Origin of the sequence: Nostoc sp. CALU 1950 (assembly GCF_051172895.1) — a bacterium.
GTDB lineage: Bacteria > Cyanobacteriota > Cyanobacteriia > Cyanobacteriales > Nostocaceae > Nostoc > Nostoc edaphicum_A.
This window is the reverse complement of record NZ_JBDNJQ010000090.1, coordinates 1-16,161: the sequence shown is the minus strand read 5'-3', so window position 1 is coordinate 16,161 and position 16,161 is coordinate 1. Positions and strand designations below refer to the sequence as shown.

19 protein-coding genes are annotated in these 16,161 nt (G+C 40.6%); 7 read left to right on the top strand and 12 right to left on the bottom strand.

Annotated elements, in window-relative coordinates:
* Positions 1-11: 11 nt before the first annotated feature.
* On the top strand, positions 12-2,582 hold the full coding sequence (locus ABF638_RS22675) for a DEAD/DEAH box helicase family protein (protein WP_435025229.1): 2,571 nt from the start codon (positions 12-14) through the stop codon (positions 2,580-2,582).
* A 358-nt stretch (positions 2,583-2,940) separates the two neighbouring features.
* On the opposite strand, the gene ABF638_RS22670 is transcribed toward ABF638_RS22675, so the two are convergent.
* Genes ABF638_RS22670 through ABF638_RS22660 form a run of 3 tightly spaced genes read right to left on the bottom strand, consistent with a single transcriptional unit; the run spans position 2,941 to position 5,462 of the window.
* Complete coding sequence (locus ABF638_RS22670; RefSeq protein ID WP_435025228.1) at positions 2,941-3,357, bottom strand: putative toxin-antitoxin system toxin component, PIN family; 417 nt, start codon at positions 3,355-3,357, stop codon at positions 2,941-2,943.
* Positions 3,344-3,592, bottom strand: coding sequence for a hypothetical protein (locus ABF638_RS22665; RefSeq protein ID WP_435025227.1), 249 nt, complete (start codon positions 3,590-3,592; stop codon positions 3,344-3,346). The genes ABF638_RS22670 and ABF638_RS22665 overlap by 14 nt, the downstream gene beginning before the upstream one ends.
* Before the next feature lie 40 nt (positions 3,593-3,632).
* Complete coding sequence (locus ABF638_RS22660) at positions 3,633-5,462, bottom strand: N-acetylmuramoyl-L-alanine amidase (RefSeq protein WP_435025226.1); 1,830 nt, start codon at positions 5,460-5,462, stop codon at positions 3,633-3,635.
* 85 nt (positions 5,463-5,547) lie between these two features.
* Between ABF638_RS22660 and ABF638_RS22655 the strand changes: the two genes are divergently transcribed.
* From ABF638_RS22655 to ABF638_RS22645, 3 genes are all read left to right on the top strand, one after another.
* Positions 5,548-7,185: a CTP synthase gene (locus tag ABF638_RS22655; RefSeq protein WP_435025225.1), complete on the top strand. Its 1,638-nt coding sequence runs from the start codon at positions 5,548-5,550 to the stop codon at positions 7,183-7,185.
* A gap of 132 nt (positions 7,186-7,317) precedes the next feature.
* Positions 7,318-7,740 (top strand): hypothetical protein, encoded by a 423-nt coding sequence (locus ABF638_RS22650; RefSeq protein ID WP_069072970.1) that lies wholly within the window; start codon positions 7,318-7,320, stop codon positions 7,738-7,740.
* A 79-nt stretch (positions 7,741-7,819) separates the two neighbouring features.
* Complete coding sequence (locus ABF638_RS22645) at positions 7,820-8,383, top strand: Uma2 family endonuclease (protein WP_435025224.1); 564 nt, start codon at positions 7,820-7,822, stop codon at positions 8,381-8,383.
* Positions 8,384-8,404: 21 nt separating this feature from the next.
* Here the strand turns inward: ABF638_RS22645 and ABF638_RS22640 are convergent, their stop codons facing one another.
* From ABF638_RS22640 to ABF638_RS22625, 4 genes are all read right to left on the bottom strand, one after another.
* Entirely contained in the window at positions 8,405-9,046 is a 642-nt protein-coding gene (locus ABF638_RS22640; RefSeq protein ID WP_435025223.1) for a type I restriction endonuclease, read from the bottom strand.
* A 3-nt stretch (positions 9,047-9,049) separates the two neighbouring features.
* Positions 9,050-9,943: an ROK family protein gene (locus tag ABF638_RS22635; protein ID WP_435025222.1), complete on the bottom strand. Its 894-nt coding sequence runs from the start codon at positions 9,941-9,943 to the stop codon at positions 9,050-9,052.
* Positions 9,944-10,064: 121 nt separating this feature from the next.
* Positions 10,065-10,268, bottom strand: a complete 204-nt coding sequence (locus ABF638_RS22630) for a hypothetical protein (protein ID WP_069072966.1) — start codon at positions 10,266-10,268, stop codon at positions 10,065-10,067.
* A 95-nt stretch (positions 10,269-10,363) separates the two neighbouring features.
* The gene (locus ABF638_RS22625; protein ID WP_069072965.1) at positions 10,364-11,260 is read right to left on the bottom strand and encodes an ABC transporter permease; all 897 of its coding nucleotides are present in this window, start codon (positions 11,258-11,260) and stop codon (positions 10,364-10,366) included.
* A 226-nt stretch (positions 11,261-11,486) separates the two neighbouring features.
* Here ABF638_RS22625 and ABF638_RS22620 point away from each other — a divergent pair, with 226 nt between their 5' ends.
* Complete coding sequence (locus ABF638_RS22620; RefSeq protein ID WP_420761022.1) at positions 11,487-11,726, top strand: hypothetical protein; 240 nt, start codon at positions 11,487-11,489, stop codon at positions 11,724-11,726.
* Positions 11,723-12,136, top strand: a complete 414-nt coding sequence (locus tag ABF638_RS22615; protein WP_435025221.1) for a putative toxin-antitoxin system toxin component, PIN family — start codon at positions 11,723-11,725, stop codon at positions 12,134-12,136. Before ABF638_RS22620 ends, ABF638_RS22615 begins: the two co-directional genes overlap by 4 nt.
* Before the next feature lie 70 nt (positions 12,137-12,206).
* On the opposite strand, the gene trxB is transcribed toward ABF638_RS22615, so the two are convergent.
* From trxB to ABF638_RS22595, 4 genes are all read right to left on the bottom strand, one after another.
* Entirely contained in the window at positions 12,207-13,577 is a 1,371-nt protein-coding gene (gene trxB, locus ABF638_RS22610) for a thioredoxin-disulfide reductase (protein ID WP_435025244.1), read from the bottom strand.
* A 155-nt stretch (positions 13,578-13,732) separates the two neighbouring features.
* A complete protein-coding gene (locus ABF638_RS22605) occupies positions 13,733-13,999 on the bottom strand; it encodes a hypothetical protein (RefSeq protein ID WP_435025220.1) in 267 nt (88 codons plus the stop codon).
* A 27-nt stretch (positions 14,000-14,026) separates the two neighbouring features.
* Positions 14,027-14,149 carry a hypothetical protein gene (locus tag ABF638_RS22600; protein ID WP_435025219.1) on the bottom strand — a complete coding sequence of 41 codons (123 nt, stop codon included), beginning with the start codon at positions 14,147-14,149 and terminating at the stop codon, positions 14,027-14,029.
* Between the two features lie 25 nt (positions 14,150-14,174).
* Positions 14,175-14,546: a DUF2887 domain-containing protein gene (locus tag ABF638_RS22595; protein WP_435025218.1), complete on the bottom strand. Its 372-nt coding sequence runs from the start codon at positions 14,544-14,546 to the stop codon at positions 14,175-14,177.
* A gap of 92 nt (positions 14,547-14,638) precedes the next feature.
* On the opposite strand from ABF638_RS22595, the gene ABF638_RS22590 reads away from it, so the two are divergent.
* Entirely contained in the window at positions 14,639-15,205 is a 567-nt protein-coding gene (locus ABF638_RS22590) for a Uma2 family endonuclease (protein ID WP_435025217.1), read from the top strand.
* A gap of 64 nt (positions 15,206-15,269) precedes the next feature.
* Here the strand turns inward: ABF638_RS22590 and ABF638_RS22585 are convergent, their stop codons facing one another.
* A complete protein-coding gene (locus ABF638_RS22585) occupies positions 15,270-16,097 on the bottom strand; it encodes an FkbM family methyltransferase (protein ID WP_435025243.1) in 828 nt (275 codons plus the stop codon).
* Between the last annotated feature and the right edge of the window lie 64 nt (positions 16,098-16,161).

The window sequence follows — 16,161 nt, the reverse complement described above, 5'->3', positions numbered from 1 at the left end:
AGAAAATCTTTATGCAATATGCAGAGTATGAATCGCTGAATCTTGAGCAACTGAGAAAAAGAGATACTCACTTTTCGCCTAAGCCTCCCTTTCAGCATCAAGTCGAGGCGTTTAAAAAACTCAGTAATACATTTAAGCTTGACAGTAAAGAACCGAGAAGTGGACTATTAGTACTTCCAACAGGTGCAGGCAAAACATTTACAGCTGTTAAGTGGTCGTGTGACCATGTAATCCCTAAAAATATTAAAATGCTTTGGTTAGCTCCTTCGTTTTATCTACTGGATCAAGCATTCTCTACTTTTTGTGAAAATGCCAGAGATATTTCACATTCTAAAAAAACATTGAATATTAGGCGCGTTTCCAGCAATCCTTCTCATGCCAACGCATCATCTATCAAAATAACCGATGATATTGTCATTATGACAATACAAACAGCTATCAGTAATTTACACCCTAATAATCAGGACAGTTCGGGTAATAAGGTTGAGACAGCTTTTAGAAAATTTATTGAGGATTCTAAAGAAACAGGACTTTTTGTAATAGTTGATGAAGCTCACCATTCACCGGCTTATGGTTGCAGAAATTTATTGATTGGTGAAAAAGGACTTCGAAAGCTAGTACCAAATTCCAATATACTTGGTTTAACAGCTACACCAACTTATACAGATAAGGCTAAGAAAGGTTGGCTATGGAAAATATTTACAGATGGAGATAATGGAGTTATTTATCAAGCTGATAAAGAAACTTTGATAGCACAAGGTATTTTAGCTAGACCTAATTACATTGAAGTATCAACTGGCATAGACATGGAAGTTGATGATAAATTATACAACCGATTAGTTAAGCAACATAAAGACCTTCCTGAATCAATTATCGAAATTCTTGCAAAAAAGAAAGATAGAAACAATTTTATAGTAAACAGCTATGTGTCTAAAAAAGATACTTATGGTAAAACTATTATCTTTGCTGACCGTTGGTTTCAATGTGAATACATAAAGAATAAACTTGTTGAAAAAGGCATTAGAGCAGATGCAATTTATTCGCATATAGATGCTGATCCAGGTTCGGCAGATGCAAGAAATAAACGTAAAGAAGATGACAATAAAAGAATTTTATATGATTTCAAAAGTGATAAGCTTGATGTTTTAATCAATGTAAGAATGTTAACAGAAGGGGTTGATGTTCCCAATGTTCAAACTGTATTTATTACTCGCCAAACAACAAGCTCAATTCTAATGACTCAAATGATTGGTAGAGCTTTACGTGGGAAAAAAGCAGGAGGGAGCAGCAGTGAGGCAAATGTTATTTTATTCTTCGATGACTGGAAACGTTTAATTGATTGGGTTGACCCAAGAGATGGGGGTACTAAACCTGATGATGAAAAGCCTGAAAAAGGAGAAAATTATCCACTCGAATATATATCAATTCGTCTAATCGAAGAATTATCGAAGTCAATTGAGAATGATGAAGTTCATCCAATAGAATACAAGAAAATATTTCCTATTGGATGGTATAAAACTGAAATTGTATATGCTAACTCTGATAATGACAATGACTCAATGGAGCCATTTACCGAATTTGTCATGGTCTATGAACATACACAATCAAAGTTTGAGGCTTTTATTAGCTCTATTACTGACCCAAAGCTACTAGATGAATGGTCTAAAGAGTATCTTGATGATAAATGGATACAACCTCAAGTTGAAGAATGGATAGATAACTATTTTGACGATGAAACTGATGACATTGGCAGAAGACTTAATTCAGATTTAATTAAGATTGTTCGTCACATTGCTCAAGATGATCTACATTCTAAACCCCCGTATCATTCCTTTGAAGAAAGAGAAATCTATGACTTAGATAAAATTGCTCATGAGCTAATTAATTTTTCAAATCCAGAACTAAACAACTATGTCAAGCAAGAGTTTTCAAAAGCTGGAATGTTGTGGGGAACTTTCTATAAAACACCAAATCGTCTTCTAACAGCACTTCAGTTGGTTATCAATAAAATAATTACTGATGGAGATGCTAGTAAAGCACCTACATCTACATCTAAGCGTATGCCTCAACCACCGAGGGAACTCACGGAAGAAGAAAAAGAACAAGTAAAAGAGCGAGACGGTTATGCTTGCCTATGTTGTGGAGTCAAGGCAGAAGGTAAATTACAAATTGACCATATTAAACCGTTTTCTATGGGTGGAGAAACATCTATAAAAAACTCACAAACTTTGTGTGTTATTTGCAATAGATGTAAAGGCAGGAATGAAATTGATTTTCGGCAGAACAAAACAAAATTGAGTAATCCTAAAACAGATTTGAGTATTCCCAAAAATCTAGATTTATCATTTACATTAGAAAGTGAAAAGGCTATAAGAACTATAACAAGAATAGTTAATTTATTTTACCATTGCAAAGCAGTTTACAAAGTTGATTGGGAAGTCTACACTTACACTTACAATATATATTTGTATCCTAATAATAAGCCTGAATGGTTGCTTCAACATAAAGCGCAACTTCTTAAGTTCGTTCAAGAGAAGCTTGGTCGTCAGGCTTACAAAATTGAAGTTACTACAAAGAAATAAATGTATCGGAAGGAGCGATCGCTAATCTCGGTCAAGCAATTCTGAACTAATTTGGGTTCTTGGCAACTTTTGGTGATCTTGGTTGGGACAAGGCAGAAGGCAGACGGCAGAGGGCAGAAGGAAGGAGGAAGAAAAATTCACACAATTGAAGCAATGCAAGGATTATAGAACATCTGCATCACAACAAAACCGTAAGCGATCGCCCCAAAAGGTCACAAGTCCCAATGAGGATAACAAAACGTCTTAAAACCTTCTGCCTTCTGCCTCCTGCCTTCTGCCTTAAAGTGCGTAACCTTTCCTCATCACCAAAATCTGACAAGAACCCTAATTTGGTTCAAAACGGTGTAGTCTCTTCGCTTTATTTGCTTGCTAAAAATTCTTGAACATTCAGAATCTCAATGCCCCTCCAGGGGTTTAGCACTAGCAAATCATCATCTCCGGTAACAATACACTCTGCTTGACCACTAAGTGCTAATTCCAAATATTTGTTATCTTTTAGGTCTCGGCATTCATTAATCTGCTCATTCACGTCAATAAATTGACAATTTTCTGTTAAGTTTTCTAGAAATTCTTGCCGCCTTTCTTTAGTGAGATATCTATCAAATTTTGGACGATATAAAACCTCTTCTAACTCCGATAAAACAGAATTTGATAATAGGATAACGCCAATATCCTGAGCTTGATCTAATGCCTGACGCGGCTTGCTTTGACTAAACAAAAATGCACTAATTAGCACATTAGTATCAAAAACAAACTGTCGATTATTTGTCATCATTCAAAATCGATTTTAAGATTTCAGGCGTTAATCCTCGCTCTTGTGCCTCAAGACTAGCTTTATCCATCGTGTTTCTCAAACGTGCAATGGACTCAAGTCTAGAAGTTGTAAATTGAGACTGCATAATTGCCGCAATCTTAAGTTGCAATTGTTCCCGTTCTTCTTCAGTGGCATTGCGGTATGCCTCTGCTACCTCAGAGGGAACTTTGATAGTAATTTCTTCTTTAGTAATCATCACCTATCGCACTCCACCAAATACAATTAAGAACCAAAATTTATCTCACACTCCTGAACCACTCAGTAATTCCCTGAGCGATCGCATTTGCCATTTTTTTCTGTTCTTCTGGGTTAACTATCTCCTCAAATTCATCAGGATTACTCATAAAACCCAATTCCAGCAACACTGATGGCGCAGCAGCGGGACGTGTCAGCGCTAGGTTGTTCCAAAACACGCCATAATAAGGCCTGCCGAGTTTTTTGACTACATAATTCTGTAAAAATATTGCGGGGCTGTGAGCTTGGGGATGATACCAAAACGTGCCGAATCCCTTGGTTTTTTCGGCATCGCCATTATCGGGTAGAGAGTTGTGGTGTATGGAAAGAGCGATCGCAGGTTCTTCTTGACTGATAATTGCCTGACGTTCTACTAGCGAAACTTCGCGATCGTCCTCCCGCGTCATCACTACCGTTGCTCCCCGCTTCACCAACTCGTCGCGCAACAACTTAGATATCACCAAATTCACATCTTTTTCTAAATATCCAGTTGGGCCACTGGCACCAGATTCTTTACCGCCATGCCCTGGATCTAGTACAATCTTGAAATTAGCTAAAGGCTTGCGTCTTGTGTTCCCAATTTTAGGCGGATGACGCAAAGCTAAAACCAGGGTTGTTCCGTCGTATCTCAGCTTATATCCCCACTGTTGAGCTTTTTTGAGGTTAAAGGTGTATTTTACTTGTCCTGGAGCTTCCTGTTGCCAGTCTAGGCGCTCAATTAGGGGGTCATCATCCAGGCGAATTATGTCCGTTTGGGCAGTGGTATTGTAGAGGGTGAGAGCGAGAGCTTGCTCACTTTGTTGTACGCTCACAGGTACAGGAACTTGCAAGGGGAAAACTATCTCTGTCGCACCAGGGATTTGACGGTATCCGACACTGCGAATTATTGTCTGTGGCGGAATTGCACCAGGTAAAATGCGCGTTTCTTTACTATTAATCCAGGTGCCATTGTCGAGGCGTAACCATTCACTTTCTCTACCTGTAACTGTTGCTCGTGTGCCTTTGGGCAGTGGTGTGAGTCGAGAATAATCGGTACTCGGGCCAGTTCGAGCAACGCCTGCGTCTGCAATTACCTCAACAACTGGTAACTTTGCTCTTGAGAGGATTTGAATTTTGCCAGTTCCTGGTTGAGTTATCGTCTTGCCATTGAGCGTCAGTTGAAACTGAGGTTGTCCCAAATCTACCTCTTGACTTGAGTCTGGGACAACAGCACCAGAAATGATGTTGTTACCGTAAATCAGGCTGAAGGAATCAGGATCAGGTTTTTGCACTGTGGTGCAACCTTTGTAATTGCCTACGCTAGACTGGGCATGAGGCTGATTTTGCCCTGTCAAAGCTGCCAAATTACTTGGTAGTTGTGCCTGTTGGGGTTGAAGTGAAAGGGCAATCGTTTGATTAGCTAGTTTGACAGATACATTAGCGTTAGGGGGTGCGATCGCGCTAAAACAAATTAGTTCTCCCGGTAGTCTGGCAATGTCAACTGCGGGAGTCAGGGAATCTTTAGCAAAGGCTAACCCCTGTGGTAACTCAGGGCTAGTGGTAAGCCTTGTAACTTTAATCTGGAGTTCTTGATTTTGGTGACGCACTGTGAAAAGATTCTCCCCCAACTGCAAGGGTAAACTAGGGGAAAAATGACCAGCTTTGCTGCGGGTAATTGGCTTACTATTGATCAAAACCTGACCATCTGGTGGTGCAGTGCCCAGAAAGAAGATTTTTTCGGCACTTGTCTGGTAGTTTGTCTGGGGAAAAACGACTATAAGCGATGGCTCTGCCGATGCTATTGAGGAGGTGAGAATACAGCCCAATATTACTAATCCTAGAAGGTTTTTCACAGCAAAATCACAGAATAGTACACCACAATAACTGTGGCACAATGACGGGATGTATTTTTAGAAGTTGTTAGAAATTCAAATTACTATGACTAAGTTTATCTTTGTTACTGGAGGCGTAGTTTCCAGTATTGGTAAGGGCATTGTAGCAGCAAGTCTAGGGCGTTTGCTCAAGTCGCGCGAATATTCGGTGTCGATTCTCAAACTCGACCCTTATATCAATATCGATCCTGGGACGATGAGTCCCTTTCAGCATGGGGAAGTATTCGTTACCCAAGATGGTGCGGAGACAGATTTGGACTTGGGGCATTACGAACGCTTTACCGATACTTCAATGTCGCGTTTGAATTGCGTTACTACTGGTTCGATTTACCAGGCGGTGATCAATAAAGAGCGGCGCGGAGACTACAATGGCGGTACTGTACAGGTAATTCCTCATATTACCAATGAGATTAAAGATCGAATTCTGCGAGTTGCTAAAAGTACAAACCCCTCTGTAGTCATTACAGAAATCGGCGGGACGGTGGGAGATATTGAATCACTGCCGTTTTTGGAAGCAATTCGCCAGTTCCGCAAAGAAGTGGGACGGCAGAATGTGCTGTATATGCACGTAACGCTGGTGCCGTGGATTGCCTCTGCGGGTGAGATGAAAACTAAGCCGACACAGCATTCAGTTAAAGAACTGAGATCCATTGGTATTCAACCAGATATTTTAGTTTGTCGGAGCGATCGCCCCTTACCCAAGGGATTAAAACAGAAATTGTCGGGATTTTGCGATGTACCCGAAGAATGTGTCATCACTTCCCAAGATGCTAAAAGTATCTATGAAGTACCGCTAAATCTGGAACGGGAAGGAATGGCAGAACAAGTACTGAACTTGCTGCACATGGAACAACGTAAACCAGATTTGACGCAGTGGCAAACCCTGGTACAACGGTTACATAGTCCCAAACACGAAGTAGAAATTGCCATTGTTGGTAAATATGTGCAATTAAGTGATGCCTATCTATCTGTAGTGGAAGCGTTGAACCATGCGGCAATTTCCACTTATGGCAAACTGCGCCTACGTTGGGTGAACTCAGAAAATTTGGAATCTGAACCAGCCGAAAATTATCTTGCGGGTGTCGATGGCATAGTTGTACCAGGAGGTTTCGGGGTTCGGGGAGTCGATGGCAAAATTGCCGCCATTGAATACGCCCGCGATCGCCAAATTCCCTTTTTGGGTTTATGCCTGGGAATGCAATGTTCCGTAATTGAGTGGGCCAGAAATGTAGGGGGATTAACAGGTGCTAACAGTGCTGAATTTGACGCCTATACAACTAATCCGGTAATTAATTTATTGCCAGAACAGCAGGAAGTGGTTGATTTAGGGGGTACAATGCGGTTGGGACTATATCCTTGTCGTGTTCTCCCTGATACTCTAGCTTTTAAGCTCTATCAAGAAGATGTGATTTATGAACGACATCGACATCGCTATGAGTTCAACAATGCTTACCGCGATTTGTTGTTAAAGTCTGGCTATGTGATCAGTGGTACTTCTCCCGATGGACGCTTAGTTGAAATTGTGGAATTAACCAAGCACCCATTCTTTCTTGCTTGCCAATTTCATCCAGAATTTCAATCACGCCCCAGTAGCCCTCATCCTTTATTTAAAGGGTTTATTCAAACAGCGATCGCTCTTTCTCTTTCGACATCAAGCACGCCAACACCATTGGAGGTGTCATAACAATTCGTAATTCAAAATTCAAAATTAATTTTTTAGATTTTGAATTGGTGCATAGCAACATTAACTTAAAGTTTCAATAGATTTGGACATCCAGGGTGCATCATTCGTAAATTTCGGACTTGAGGAGATGTTGTGGCGTACTGGGTGAAAATCCTTTACGAGAGGAGAGAATATGTAGTGAATTTTGAACGTGTCCATGCTTTTTGTTATGAACTGAATGGCAGAGTTACTTTTTGGCTACCCGATAGTGCCATTCCTATAGTGATTCACCCGCAAACTAACTTAGAAGATTATCAAAAGATTCTCGATTATTTAGAATGTGTGACAGGATTAGAATTAGATCATGCCCACTGGGTGAAAATTATTTACGAAAAAAACGAATATGTAATTAATCTCAACTGCATCAGTTCTTTTTGTCATGAACCGAACGGCAGAATAACTTTTTGGTTGCCAGATGGAACTATTCCCATCATCATCAACCCTGTGAGTAACCCTGAATCTTATGAAAAAGTTGTGAAATACGTTAAGAAAGCAACTGGATATTCTTTGTCTTAGTATGAACGAGGAACTTACCCCTGCTAAATTTTTAACTAAAGATAACGATGTTAACAATAAAGGCACGAGGAAAGATTCAATGAATACTGTTGTGCTGAATCTAAAACCGATCGCTCATTTAACCGATGAACAATTTTATCAATTGTGTATTGCTAATGGCGATTTAAGCCTGGAAATGAATGCAGCAGGAGAATTAATAATTGTGCCACCAGTAGGAGGAGAAAGCGGAAATCAAGAAGCAGATTTAATTACAGACTTGAATAATTGGAATCGTCAAGCTAAGTTAGGGAAAGTTTTTAGTTCTTCAACTATCTTTATACTTCCAAATGGTGCAAAACGTTCCCCTGATGCGGCTTGGGTAAAGTTGGAACGATGGGAAGCTTTAACACTAGAACAACGAAAAAAATTTCCGCCACTTGTACCTGATTTTGCCATTGAATTGCGTTCCGAGACAGATCGGCTTGCACCTATCCAAGGGAAAATGCAGGAATACATAGAAAACGGTTTGCGTTTAGGTTGGCTAATTAATCCTCAAGATAAGCAAGTGGAAATTTACCGACTCGAAAAAGCTGTAGAAGTTATGCAAATGCCGGCGATTCTTTCTGGAGAAGATATATTACCTGGATTTGAGTTGCAAGTATAGGTAGGCGATAAGCCTCAATCCCTAGTTCTCAGAGGGTAAAAGCACAATTAATTCTCCAAGGCGTTTCAAGATACTGAGTACTTGGTGTAGTTCTGAATCACGTTCAATTGATAGTGCATAAGATCGTGCATACCAAGGATGTTCTTGTTGAATCAATTTGACAAACACAAATTCCCTACCGTTGATTAGTAAACCAAAAGTTGGTTGTGCAGAATTTGGACGATCAAGCATATAAGCGAGTGCTTGAGGCAGGGCTGTCATCACATCAAATTTGCTGCTTTTAGATTCGATGACAAGTACCCAAAGACGTTTTTGGATGACAAGAACATCAATGTTTCCTTTAACGAGAAAGCTTTCGTCTTCGGCAGAAATCTCCACAGAAGTCTCGGTTTCAATCTCAAAAGGAGGTTGATAAAACCCAGCTAAATCGAGTAGAGGAGACAGCACTACCATTTTTACCGCCTCTTCTGACATCAGACGGTGCTTATTCAAGTTTAAATAGTTGCTTTTGACTCGTGTCAGCGCTTGCTTCTCTGCATCAGTCAGAGTCGGTAAATTTTCTGTCCACTCTGCAAAGAAATTGCTGTCTGTGGCAAGTTGTAAACCAAATTTTTCTTCTAATTCGTAAAGACTGATGTCTCTAGCTGGGATTGTTTGAACCATAATCTAACATTCCGAATAGCGTTGCCATGCCAACTTTGCTGCACCTACTATCCCAGCAAAATTGCCTAACTCCGCTGGCAATATTTGTAAACCCGCTCGTGATAAAGGCTGCACTCGCTTCTCAATTTCCGCCTTCACTGCTGGTAAGAAAAACTCAAAGCTACCACTGATACCGCCACCAATGACGATCGCTTGCGGTGTTAATACATAAATCAAACTCGTCAAACCAATTCCCAAATCTCTACCATATTCTTGCCAAAAAGTCAAGGCTGTGAGATCTCCTTGTTGGGCAAGAACACCTAATTCAATGGGTTCCTTGAGAGTGCGGCGGCGAATTGCAGTAGCACAGGCATATTGTTCCAAAGAGCCTTGATTGCCACTATTACAAATTGGCCCATCTGGTTTGAATGAAATTAAACCTAATTCCCCGGCGGCTCCTTGATGTCCAATAAATAGTTTGCCATCAAGGATAATTGCGCCACCAACCCCAGTACCTAAAGTTAGCAAAATCAGATTTTGAAAGTGGCGACCGGCTCCTAGCCAAGCTTCTCCCAAAAGAGCGCAATTAGCATCATTAGCGATCGCAGTAGGTTTGCCAGTTTTAGCTTCTAACCAGTCTGCTAAAGGCACATCGATCCATCCAGGTAAGTTAATGGCGATTTTGGCAATTCGTTGTGCGGCATCGGATGGGCCAGGAGTACCCACACCAATAGCCACAGCTTGATTATCTGGATCAATTTGCGCGATCGCATCTAAGATCACCGCCAGCACCGCCTCCGGCATTGTTGGTTGAGGAGCTGCCACAGCCAAAGATTGCAGACAAGTACCATCAGCTGCAAAACGCCCCAACTTAATTGCTGTTCCTCCTACATCAATGCCAATTACTTCATTTGTCATTTGTCATTTGTCATTTGTCATTTGTTATTGGGCATTGGTAATTGGTTAACAGCTTATTAATTCCCTATTCCCTATTCCCTATTCCCTATTCCCTATTCTCCAGTTCAAAATCAACAATTTGTCAGGGTTTTAGGATTTTGGCACGAAAAAATTCTAAATTTTCTGTCTTATTGGGTGCGAGTCGTAAATCAGCAACAGTCTTGGTACGGAAACTCGATTGCTCCTGCCAAGCTGTAACTGGAGTACCTCTTAAGATACCAGCAAGGGCAACGGAAAGCATAAACCCGCCAGTAGCGGCAGCAATTAACGTTAGATTATCTTTCATACAAATCTCTCTATTGTTTATTGGTCATTTGTCATTGGTCATTTGTCATTTGTTCCTTGTTCTTCGTCTTTTGCTAATGACTAATGACCAAATGACTACTTTCGGATTCTATTTTCTCTCCGCAAACGGGGATTGACAAATTCATTTAACCCCTCACCAAGTAGTGATAACCCTACCACCATGAATGTCATGGTTAAACCGGGGAAAAGTGTAGTCCACCAAATGCCAGTAGGTAAAGCTTCTAGGGCTTGTTTTAAATCATGTCCCCATTCTGGCACTTCTTCGGGAAGTCCTAGCCCCAAAAAACCTAAACCACCCAACACCAAAATTGCATCAGCGGCGTTGAGTGTGAATAGGACGGGTACACTTTGAATGACGTTGAAAAACAGGTAACGAGAAAGCACAACCCAAGTGGAAGCGCCCATTGCTTGAGCAGCTTCGATAAACACTTCAGTTTTTACACTTACGGTGTGGTTGCGAACAACCCGGTAATATTGGGGAATGTAGGCAATGCTAATAGCGATCGCTGCATTTAATATTCCCCGCCCTACCACAAAGGCCAGCGTCACAGACAGCAGTAGCCCTGGTAGAGTGTAGATGCTATCCATGATAAACAGCAACACTTTATCCAATTTCCCGCCGAGATAACCACTCAGCATCCCCAAAGGTACACCGATAATCATACTCAGCGCCGTTGCCAAAATTACCACCTGCAAAGCAGCTTGAGCGCCGAACAATGTCCGGGAGAACACATCATAGCCCAGACGACTAGTACCAAACCAATATTTAGCTGAGGGTGGCTCGTGAATTGGATTAGAAAGAAAATCTTTGGGGTTTTGCAGCCATCCCCAAGCCTGGAATACGGGAGCTAAGAATGCCAGGAAGATGAAAAATAGGGTAATGGCTAACCCGATGAGCATGAGTTTTTGGGAAAGATTGAGACTTTTGCCAAACTGTAAAAATGTCGGTAGTCGCCGTTTTGTAATGGCCATGTGCGATCGCCTGGAGCAAAGCTTGATACGCTGACCATTTTACATATTAGATAGGGGATTGCGTAAACATCCTGAATAAAAGTCCGATTGCTTCGCAGTGGTTACAGAGCTAGACTGAGGAAGAGGTGAGATTATGCCTTATTTTTGCTAGAAATAAATTACCAGCCGTTGTCACCACAAAATTTAATTATCTTAAGTAGAGAAAGACCAAGTTAATGGAGGAATTATGAACGCTTACAAAAAATACATCACCATTACAGATCCAAGTCAAGTAATATTATCTGATTTACCTTTTCAGGTAGGACAAAGAGTAGAAATAATTATCTTAGCTGAGAATAATCCAAGAGCAGAAATTAGTAAAAAGCTGAGAGATTTATTTGATAAAACACAGTCGCTACCGGGAGTACAAGATATTACAGAAGCAGAAATATCAGCAGAAATTGAAGCTTACCAACGCGGGGAATGAAAGTTGTTATTGACACGAATGTTTTAGTTTCTGCTGTACTTAAGGGTAGAGTACCAAGAGATATTATTCAGTTTATTTTTGATAATCCAGATTGGCAATGGATAGCTTCTGAAGAAATTATTGTGGAATATAAAGAAGTCTTAAGCCGAAGCAAATTTAAGTTGACAGATGAGGTGAGAGGTGAATGGTTTGAAATTATCGATACATTTCTAACGCTAATTGATGTCAATTTTGAAGTTGATTTTCCCAGAGATAGAAAAGATGCAAAGTTTTTAGCTTGTGCTATGGCAGCAGAAGCAGATTTCTTGATTACGGGTGATTCTGATTTTAATCAGGCGCAAACTTTGGTCAATACAACGATTATTTCTGTATCTTTATTTAACAGGTTAGTTTGCGATGTTGGGGGGTGAGTATTGAGAATTAGTAACTGTCAATGATTTTTTACTATTCCCCATTCCCCACTCCCCACTCCCCATTCTCTTACAGATTACTTTCAATCAACTGGCGGTATTCGCTCTTTTGCTTCACACCTTTGACTTCCTTCACCAGTTCCTTATTTTTGAACAATTGAACCGTTGGCGTTCCTGTCACACCAGCATTTTCAGCAATATCTCGGTCTTTGTCGATGTCAATTTCCACAAAGTGAATTTTGCTGTCAAATTCATCCACCACTTTATTTAAAATTGGCTTCAGGGTATGACAAGGGCCACAACCAGGAGAGACGTATTTAACAAGGAGTAAGCGATCGCTTTCATGGAACAATTTCCGTAAAGCATAACCTCCCTCATGGCGTGTCCCATCCAAGTTAAATCCAGCTTCTTCCTCAGCTTCAGTCTTTTTGGCTGGCTGATGTTCTAATTCATTGTCTGCTGTTTCTGGCTGTTGATGGAATTCTTGAATTAAGCCACTGGATGACAACCAACGTTCTGCCAACATCGCCGCCATACAGCCAGTACCAGCAGCCGTAATTGCTTGCCGAAACTCATGATCTTGCACGTCGCCAGCGGCAAAAACGCCTTCTACACTGGTTTCCACAGTACCGTGCTTGGTGACAACGTAACCCACCTCATCCAGTTCTAATTGCCCTTTAAATAAAGAGGTATTGGGAGTGTGACCAACGGCGTAGAATAAACCCTTAGCGTGCAGTTTGCTCTCTTCACCAGTTTTAGTATTGCGGATTTTTACCCCTTCCATGTGACTGTTACCGAAGATATCCACGGCTTCTGTGTTCCAATGCACCTGGATTTTTGGGTTGCTCAAAACCCTGTCTTGCATGGCTTTAGAAGCCCGCATCTTATCGGTGCGTACTAACATATTTACCTTAGAGCCGTATTTAGTGAGGTAAATAGACTCTTCCGCCGCTGAGTCGCCAGCACCAATCACAGCTAATTCTGCACCGTGGAAAATTGGTGTTGCACCATCACAAATTGCACAAGCGGAGATACCCCGACTCCAAAATTCGTGTTCGCTGGGTAAACCTAAACGCTTTGCAGTTGCACCAGTAGCAATGACGATGCTGTTAGTTTTTATTTCCCTTTCTTGCGATCGCACTGTAAATGGACGCTGACTCAAGTCAACTGATATAACATCTTCAGTATAGAGTTCAGCTCCCCAGCGCTCCGCCTGAGCCTTCATCTGATCCATCAGTTCCGGCCCGGTAATTCCTTTGGGAAATCCCGGAAAATTCTCAACTTCCGTCGTTGTCATTAGTTGCCCACCAGGTAAACCACCGGCTTGGAAACCTTCAAATACAACGGGTTTCAGGTTAGCGCGTCCGGCATATATGGCGGCTGTGTAGCCTGCTGGACCAGAACCGATAATTACCAAGTTTTCTACAGTTGGGTTAGTCATGACAATATATAAACTCATAACGACTACGCTTAATATAGCATAACAATTTACGATTGGCTATGGCAGATGGTAAGCGATGTCTAAGGGCGGGCTACGCCTACGCAAAACGCCTACCGTACTATGCGCTCAACACTTGCCAAACATCCTCTTAACTGCTAAGACTGTTCTTGCAGATATTTTCTGATAGTTTCAACATCTAGTTCCAAAAATTCTGCTATTTCTTGAATGCTCATACCTTTGTCAACACATTTGGGCACTAATTTCAATTTTGTTTCTAGTTCTGTTTTCGGCTTAGTCTTTGCCACGATACTCTCGTACAATCGAGTATTTTTGAATGCATCTAAATCAAGCATGGCTTCAATTTCCTCTAAGGTCAGATTGGGAAACTTATAAAATCCAATGGCTTGGATAAATACTATCACTTTCTTTTGAAGGTTTTCATCCAGTAATTATCCTCGTGCCTGAGTGATTAGCTGTTGGGCTAAGGAAGTAGCTTTCGTAGGTGTTTCTACAAATAGTTTGGCAATTCCTATTCCCAAAGAATCTTCAGCCCTGGTAGAAAGTTCATTCAAATAATGCAGCGTAGATGTTGTTCTACTAAAGCCTGATAGCGTGGGTGAGGTGGGGTTTCATGAATGCGGCGATCGTAGATAACAATTGCGTACCAGTCTGAGTTTGCTGGTTTCTATTGACGAAAGTAAACAAAAATTTCCCCAAAAAGTCATTCGTAAAATCTTCATCTTTATAGGTTTGTAATTCTACAAAGTATAAAGGTTCATTTTTAAAAGCCTTAATAGTAGTAAATAAGCCGTCTAGACAAAATGATTTTTGTTTAACTTCAGGTGCAATAAATGTGTAGATATTGGGATTAGTATCAAGTTTATTAATAAGTTCAAAAAATATCTGTGCTAGTTCCTTGATAAGTTCATAAAAAATTACATCTGTTTTTATTGATGCTACTAATGGCAACCTATACAGCCATTTTTATTTCAATACAATACATTTTAGCTTTCTTAGAGTGTGGTACTTATGATATATATAAGAGTATTTTCTGTAATATTATGTCTTTCACCATTACAGACTTAGAGGAGCTACAAACCGAGCATCCAGAATGGCAGATGGAGCTGGTAGAAGGGAAAATTATAGTTATGGGGCCATCAGATTACGAGTCAGAAGAAATTGGCACTCGGTTGAGTACCTTCTTGAATATTTGGGTAATGTCGCGCAAGCTAGGGCGAGTGACTGGTTCTAGCGCAGGTTTCATATTACCTAGAATAGAAGAGGACGACTCGGAAAAAAGAAACTTGCGTGCCCCTGATGTGTCTTTTGTTCGCGCTGATCGGCTGAAGAAGACCAAGCGCGACTTTGTAGAGTTAGTTCCAGACCTGATGGTTGAGATTAAATCTAAAAGCGACAGAATTAAACCACTTGAAGAGAAGATTGAGTTATTTTTGCAACTTGGGTCTGTAGTCGGCATACTGATTGACCCTGACAAATTGACAGTAATAGTTTACCGATTAAACCAAGCTCCAGTGGTGTTGCAAAATGGAGACACACTTACATTACCGGACTTACTACCAGGTTGGGAACTGGCGGTATCAGAACTGTGGCCACCTGAGTTTGAGTAAGGCACTTTTATACGTGAAGTAACAGAATAGGAAATACGTAAAAATTAATAACAGGAGCAACACTTTAGATATTCATGAAAGGACGAAGATTAGCTACCACAGGTAGAGAATCTAACCCAAAATTAACCAATTCTGGAAAATTAGATAAACTCTCTATAATAGTGTTAGCAAAATTGTATTCTGGATTAACGCCATACTCAACCGTTAGGTATTCTAGTAACTCTAAAGCATAATCTGGAAAGCCCAGAACATCTGCTATACAAGCTAACTTGAGGATTTTAGCTGGATCTTTAATCTGAAGATTGGTATTTTCCCTAATTGGATCTTGGAGATAATAAGCATCTCCCCAGAGTAATTGCCCCGGACGCTGTGTTGATGCAATTGGTGAACGAGCGCGATGACGGTAGGCAGTTTCTAAATCGAATAACGTAAAATCATGTCCTCTTAAAAAGACATCAACATCAGCAAATAAAGGTTGATTTGCGTATATATGTGAAAACTCAACTTCTACTTGGACTCCTAACACACCACGTTTTAAAATTTCCGAAGCTCCTTCTAAAACTTGAAGTTCTGCACCTTGAACATCAATTTGTAAAAAATCTATTGTATTTATTTTTTCAGTGTTGCAAAAAGTATCTAATGTAGCTGTCTCAATTTCTATAGTGAAATCCAAGTTACATAATTCCGGCAGATTGGTAAATTTGGTTGTATATGGTTCATTTGGCGGATATAGGGAACTACACATTGGATGCTTAGTTACATAAAGGGTTGCCTCTCCTACAGACTTCCCAAGCGCTAAAGGAATATGTTTTTCAGTCCAATTTATTTGTTTCAATTCCAATTCAGCTTCAGCAGCTTCACAGGCATCTGCATCTGCATCAAAACCGTAAATAGTCAGGTTCTGGAGTTTAGACTAAAAGCGATATGAGAGAACGCAAACCAAATGGAATTAGAGG

Bases quoted from the DNA above. Each gene is read 5' to 3' on its own strand.
- ABF638_RS22675 (WP_435025229.1), top strand. From the start codon at position 12: ATGCAATATGCAGAGTATGAATCGCTGAATCTTGAGCAACTGAGAAAA.
- ABF638_RS22670 (WP_435025228.1), bottom strand. From the start codon at position 3,357: ATGATGACAAATAATCGACAGTTTGTTTTTGATACTAATGTGCTAATT.
- ABF638_RS22665 (WP_435025227.1), bottom strand. From the start codon at position 3,592: ATGATTACTAAAGAAGAAATTACTATCAAAGTTCCCTCTGAGGTAGCA.
- ABF638_RS22655 (WP_435025225.1), top strand. From the start codon at position 5,548: ATGACTAAGTTTATCTTTGTTACTGGAGGCGTAGTTTCCAGTATTGGT.
- ABF638_RS22645 (WP_435025224.1), top strand. From the start codon at position 7,820: ATGAATACTGTTGTGCTGAATCTAAAACCGATCGCTCATTTAACCGAT.
- ABF638_RS22640 (WP_435025223.1), bottom strand. From the start codon at position 9,046: ATGGTTCAAACAATCCCAGCTAGAGACATCAGTCTTTACGAATTAGAA.
- ABF638_RS22635 (WP_435025222.1), bottom strand. From the start codon at position 9,943: ATGACAAATGAAGTAATTGGCATTGATGTAGGAGGAACAGCAATTAAG.
- ABF638_RS22630 (WP_069072966.1), bottom strand. From the start codon at position 10,268: ATGAAAGATAATCTAACGTTAATTGCTGCCGCTACTGGCGGGTTTATG.
- ABF638_RS22625 (WP_069072965.1), bottom strand. From the start codon at position 11,260: ATGGCCATTACAAAACGGCGACTACCGACATTTTTACAGTTTGGCAAA.
- ABF638_RS22620 (WP_420761022.1), top strand. From the start codon at position 11,487: ATGAACGCTTACAAAAAATACATCACCATTACAGATCCAAGTCAAGTA.
- ABF638_RS22615 (WP_435025221.1), top strand. From the start codon at position 11,723: ATGAAAGTTGTTATTGACACGAATGTTTTAGTTTCTGCTGTACTTAAG.
- trxB (WP_435025244.1), bottom strand. From the start codon at position 13,577: ATGACTAACCCAACTGTAGAAAACTTGGTAATTATCGGTTCTGGTCCA.
- ABF638_RS22590 (WP_435025217.1), top strand. From the start codon at position 14,639: ATGTCTTTCACCATTACAGACTTAGAGGAGCTACAAACCGAGCATCCA.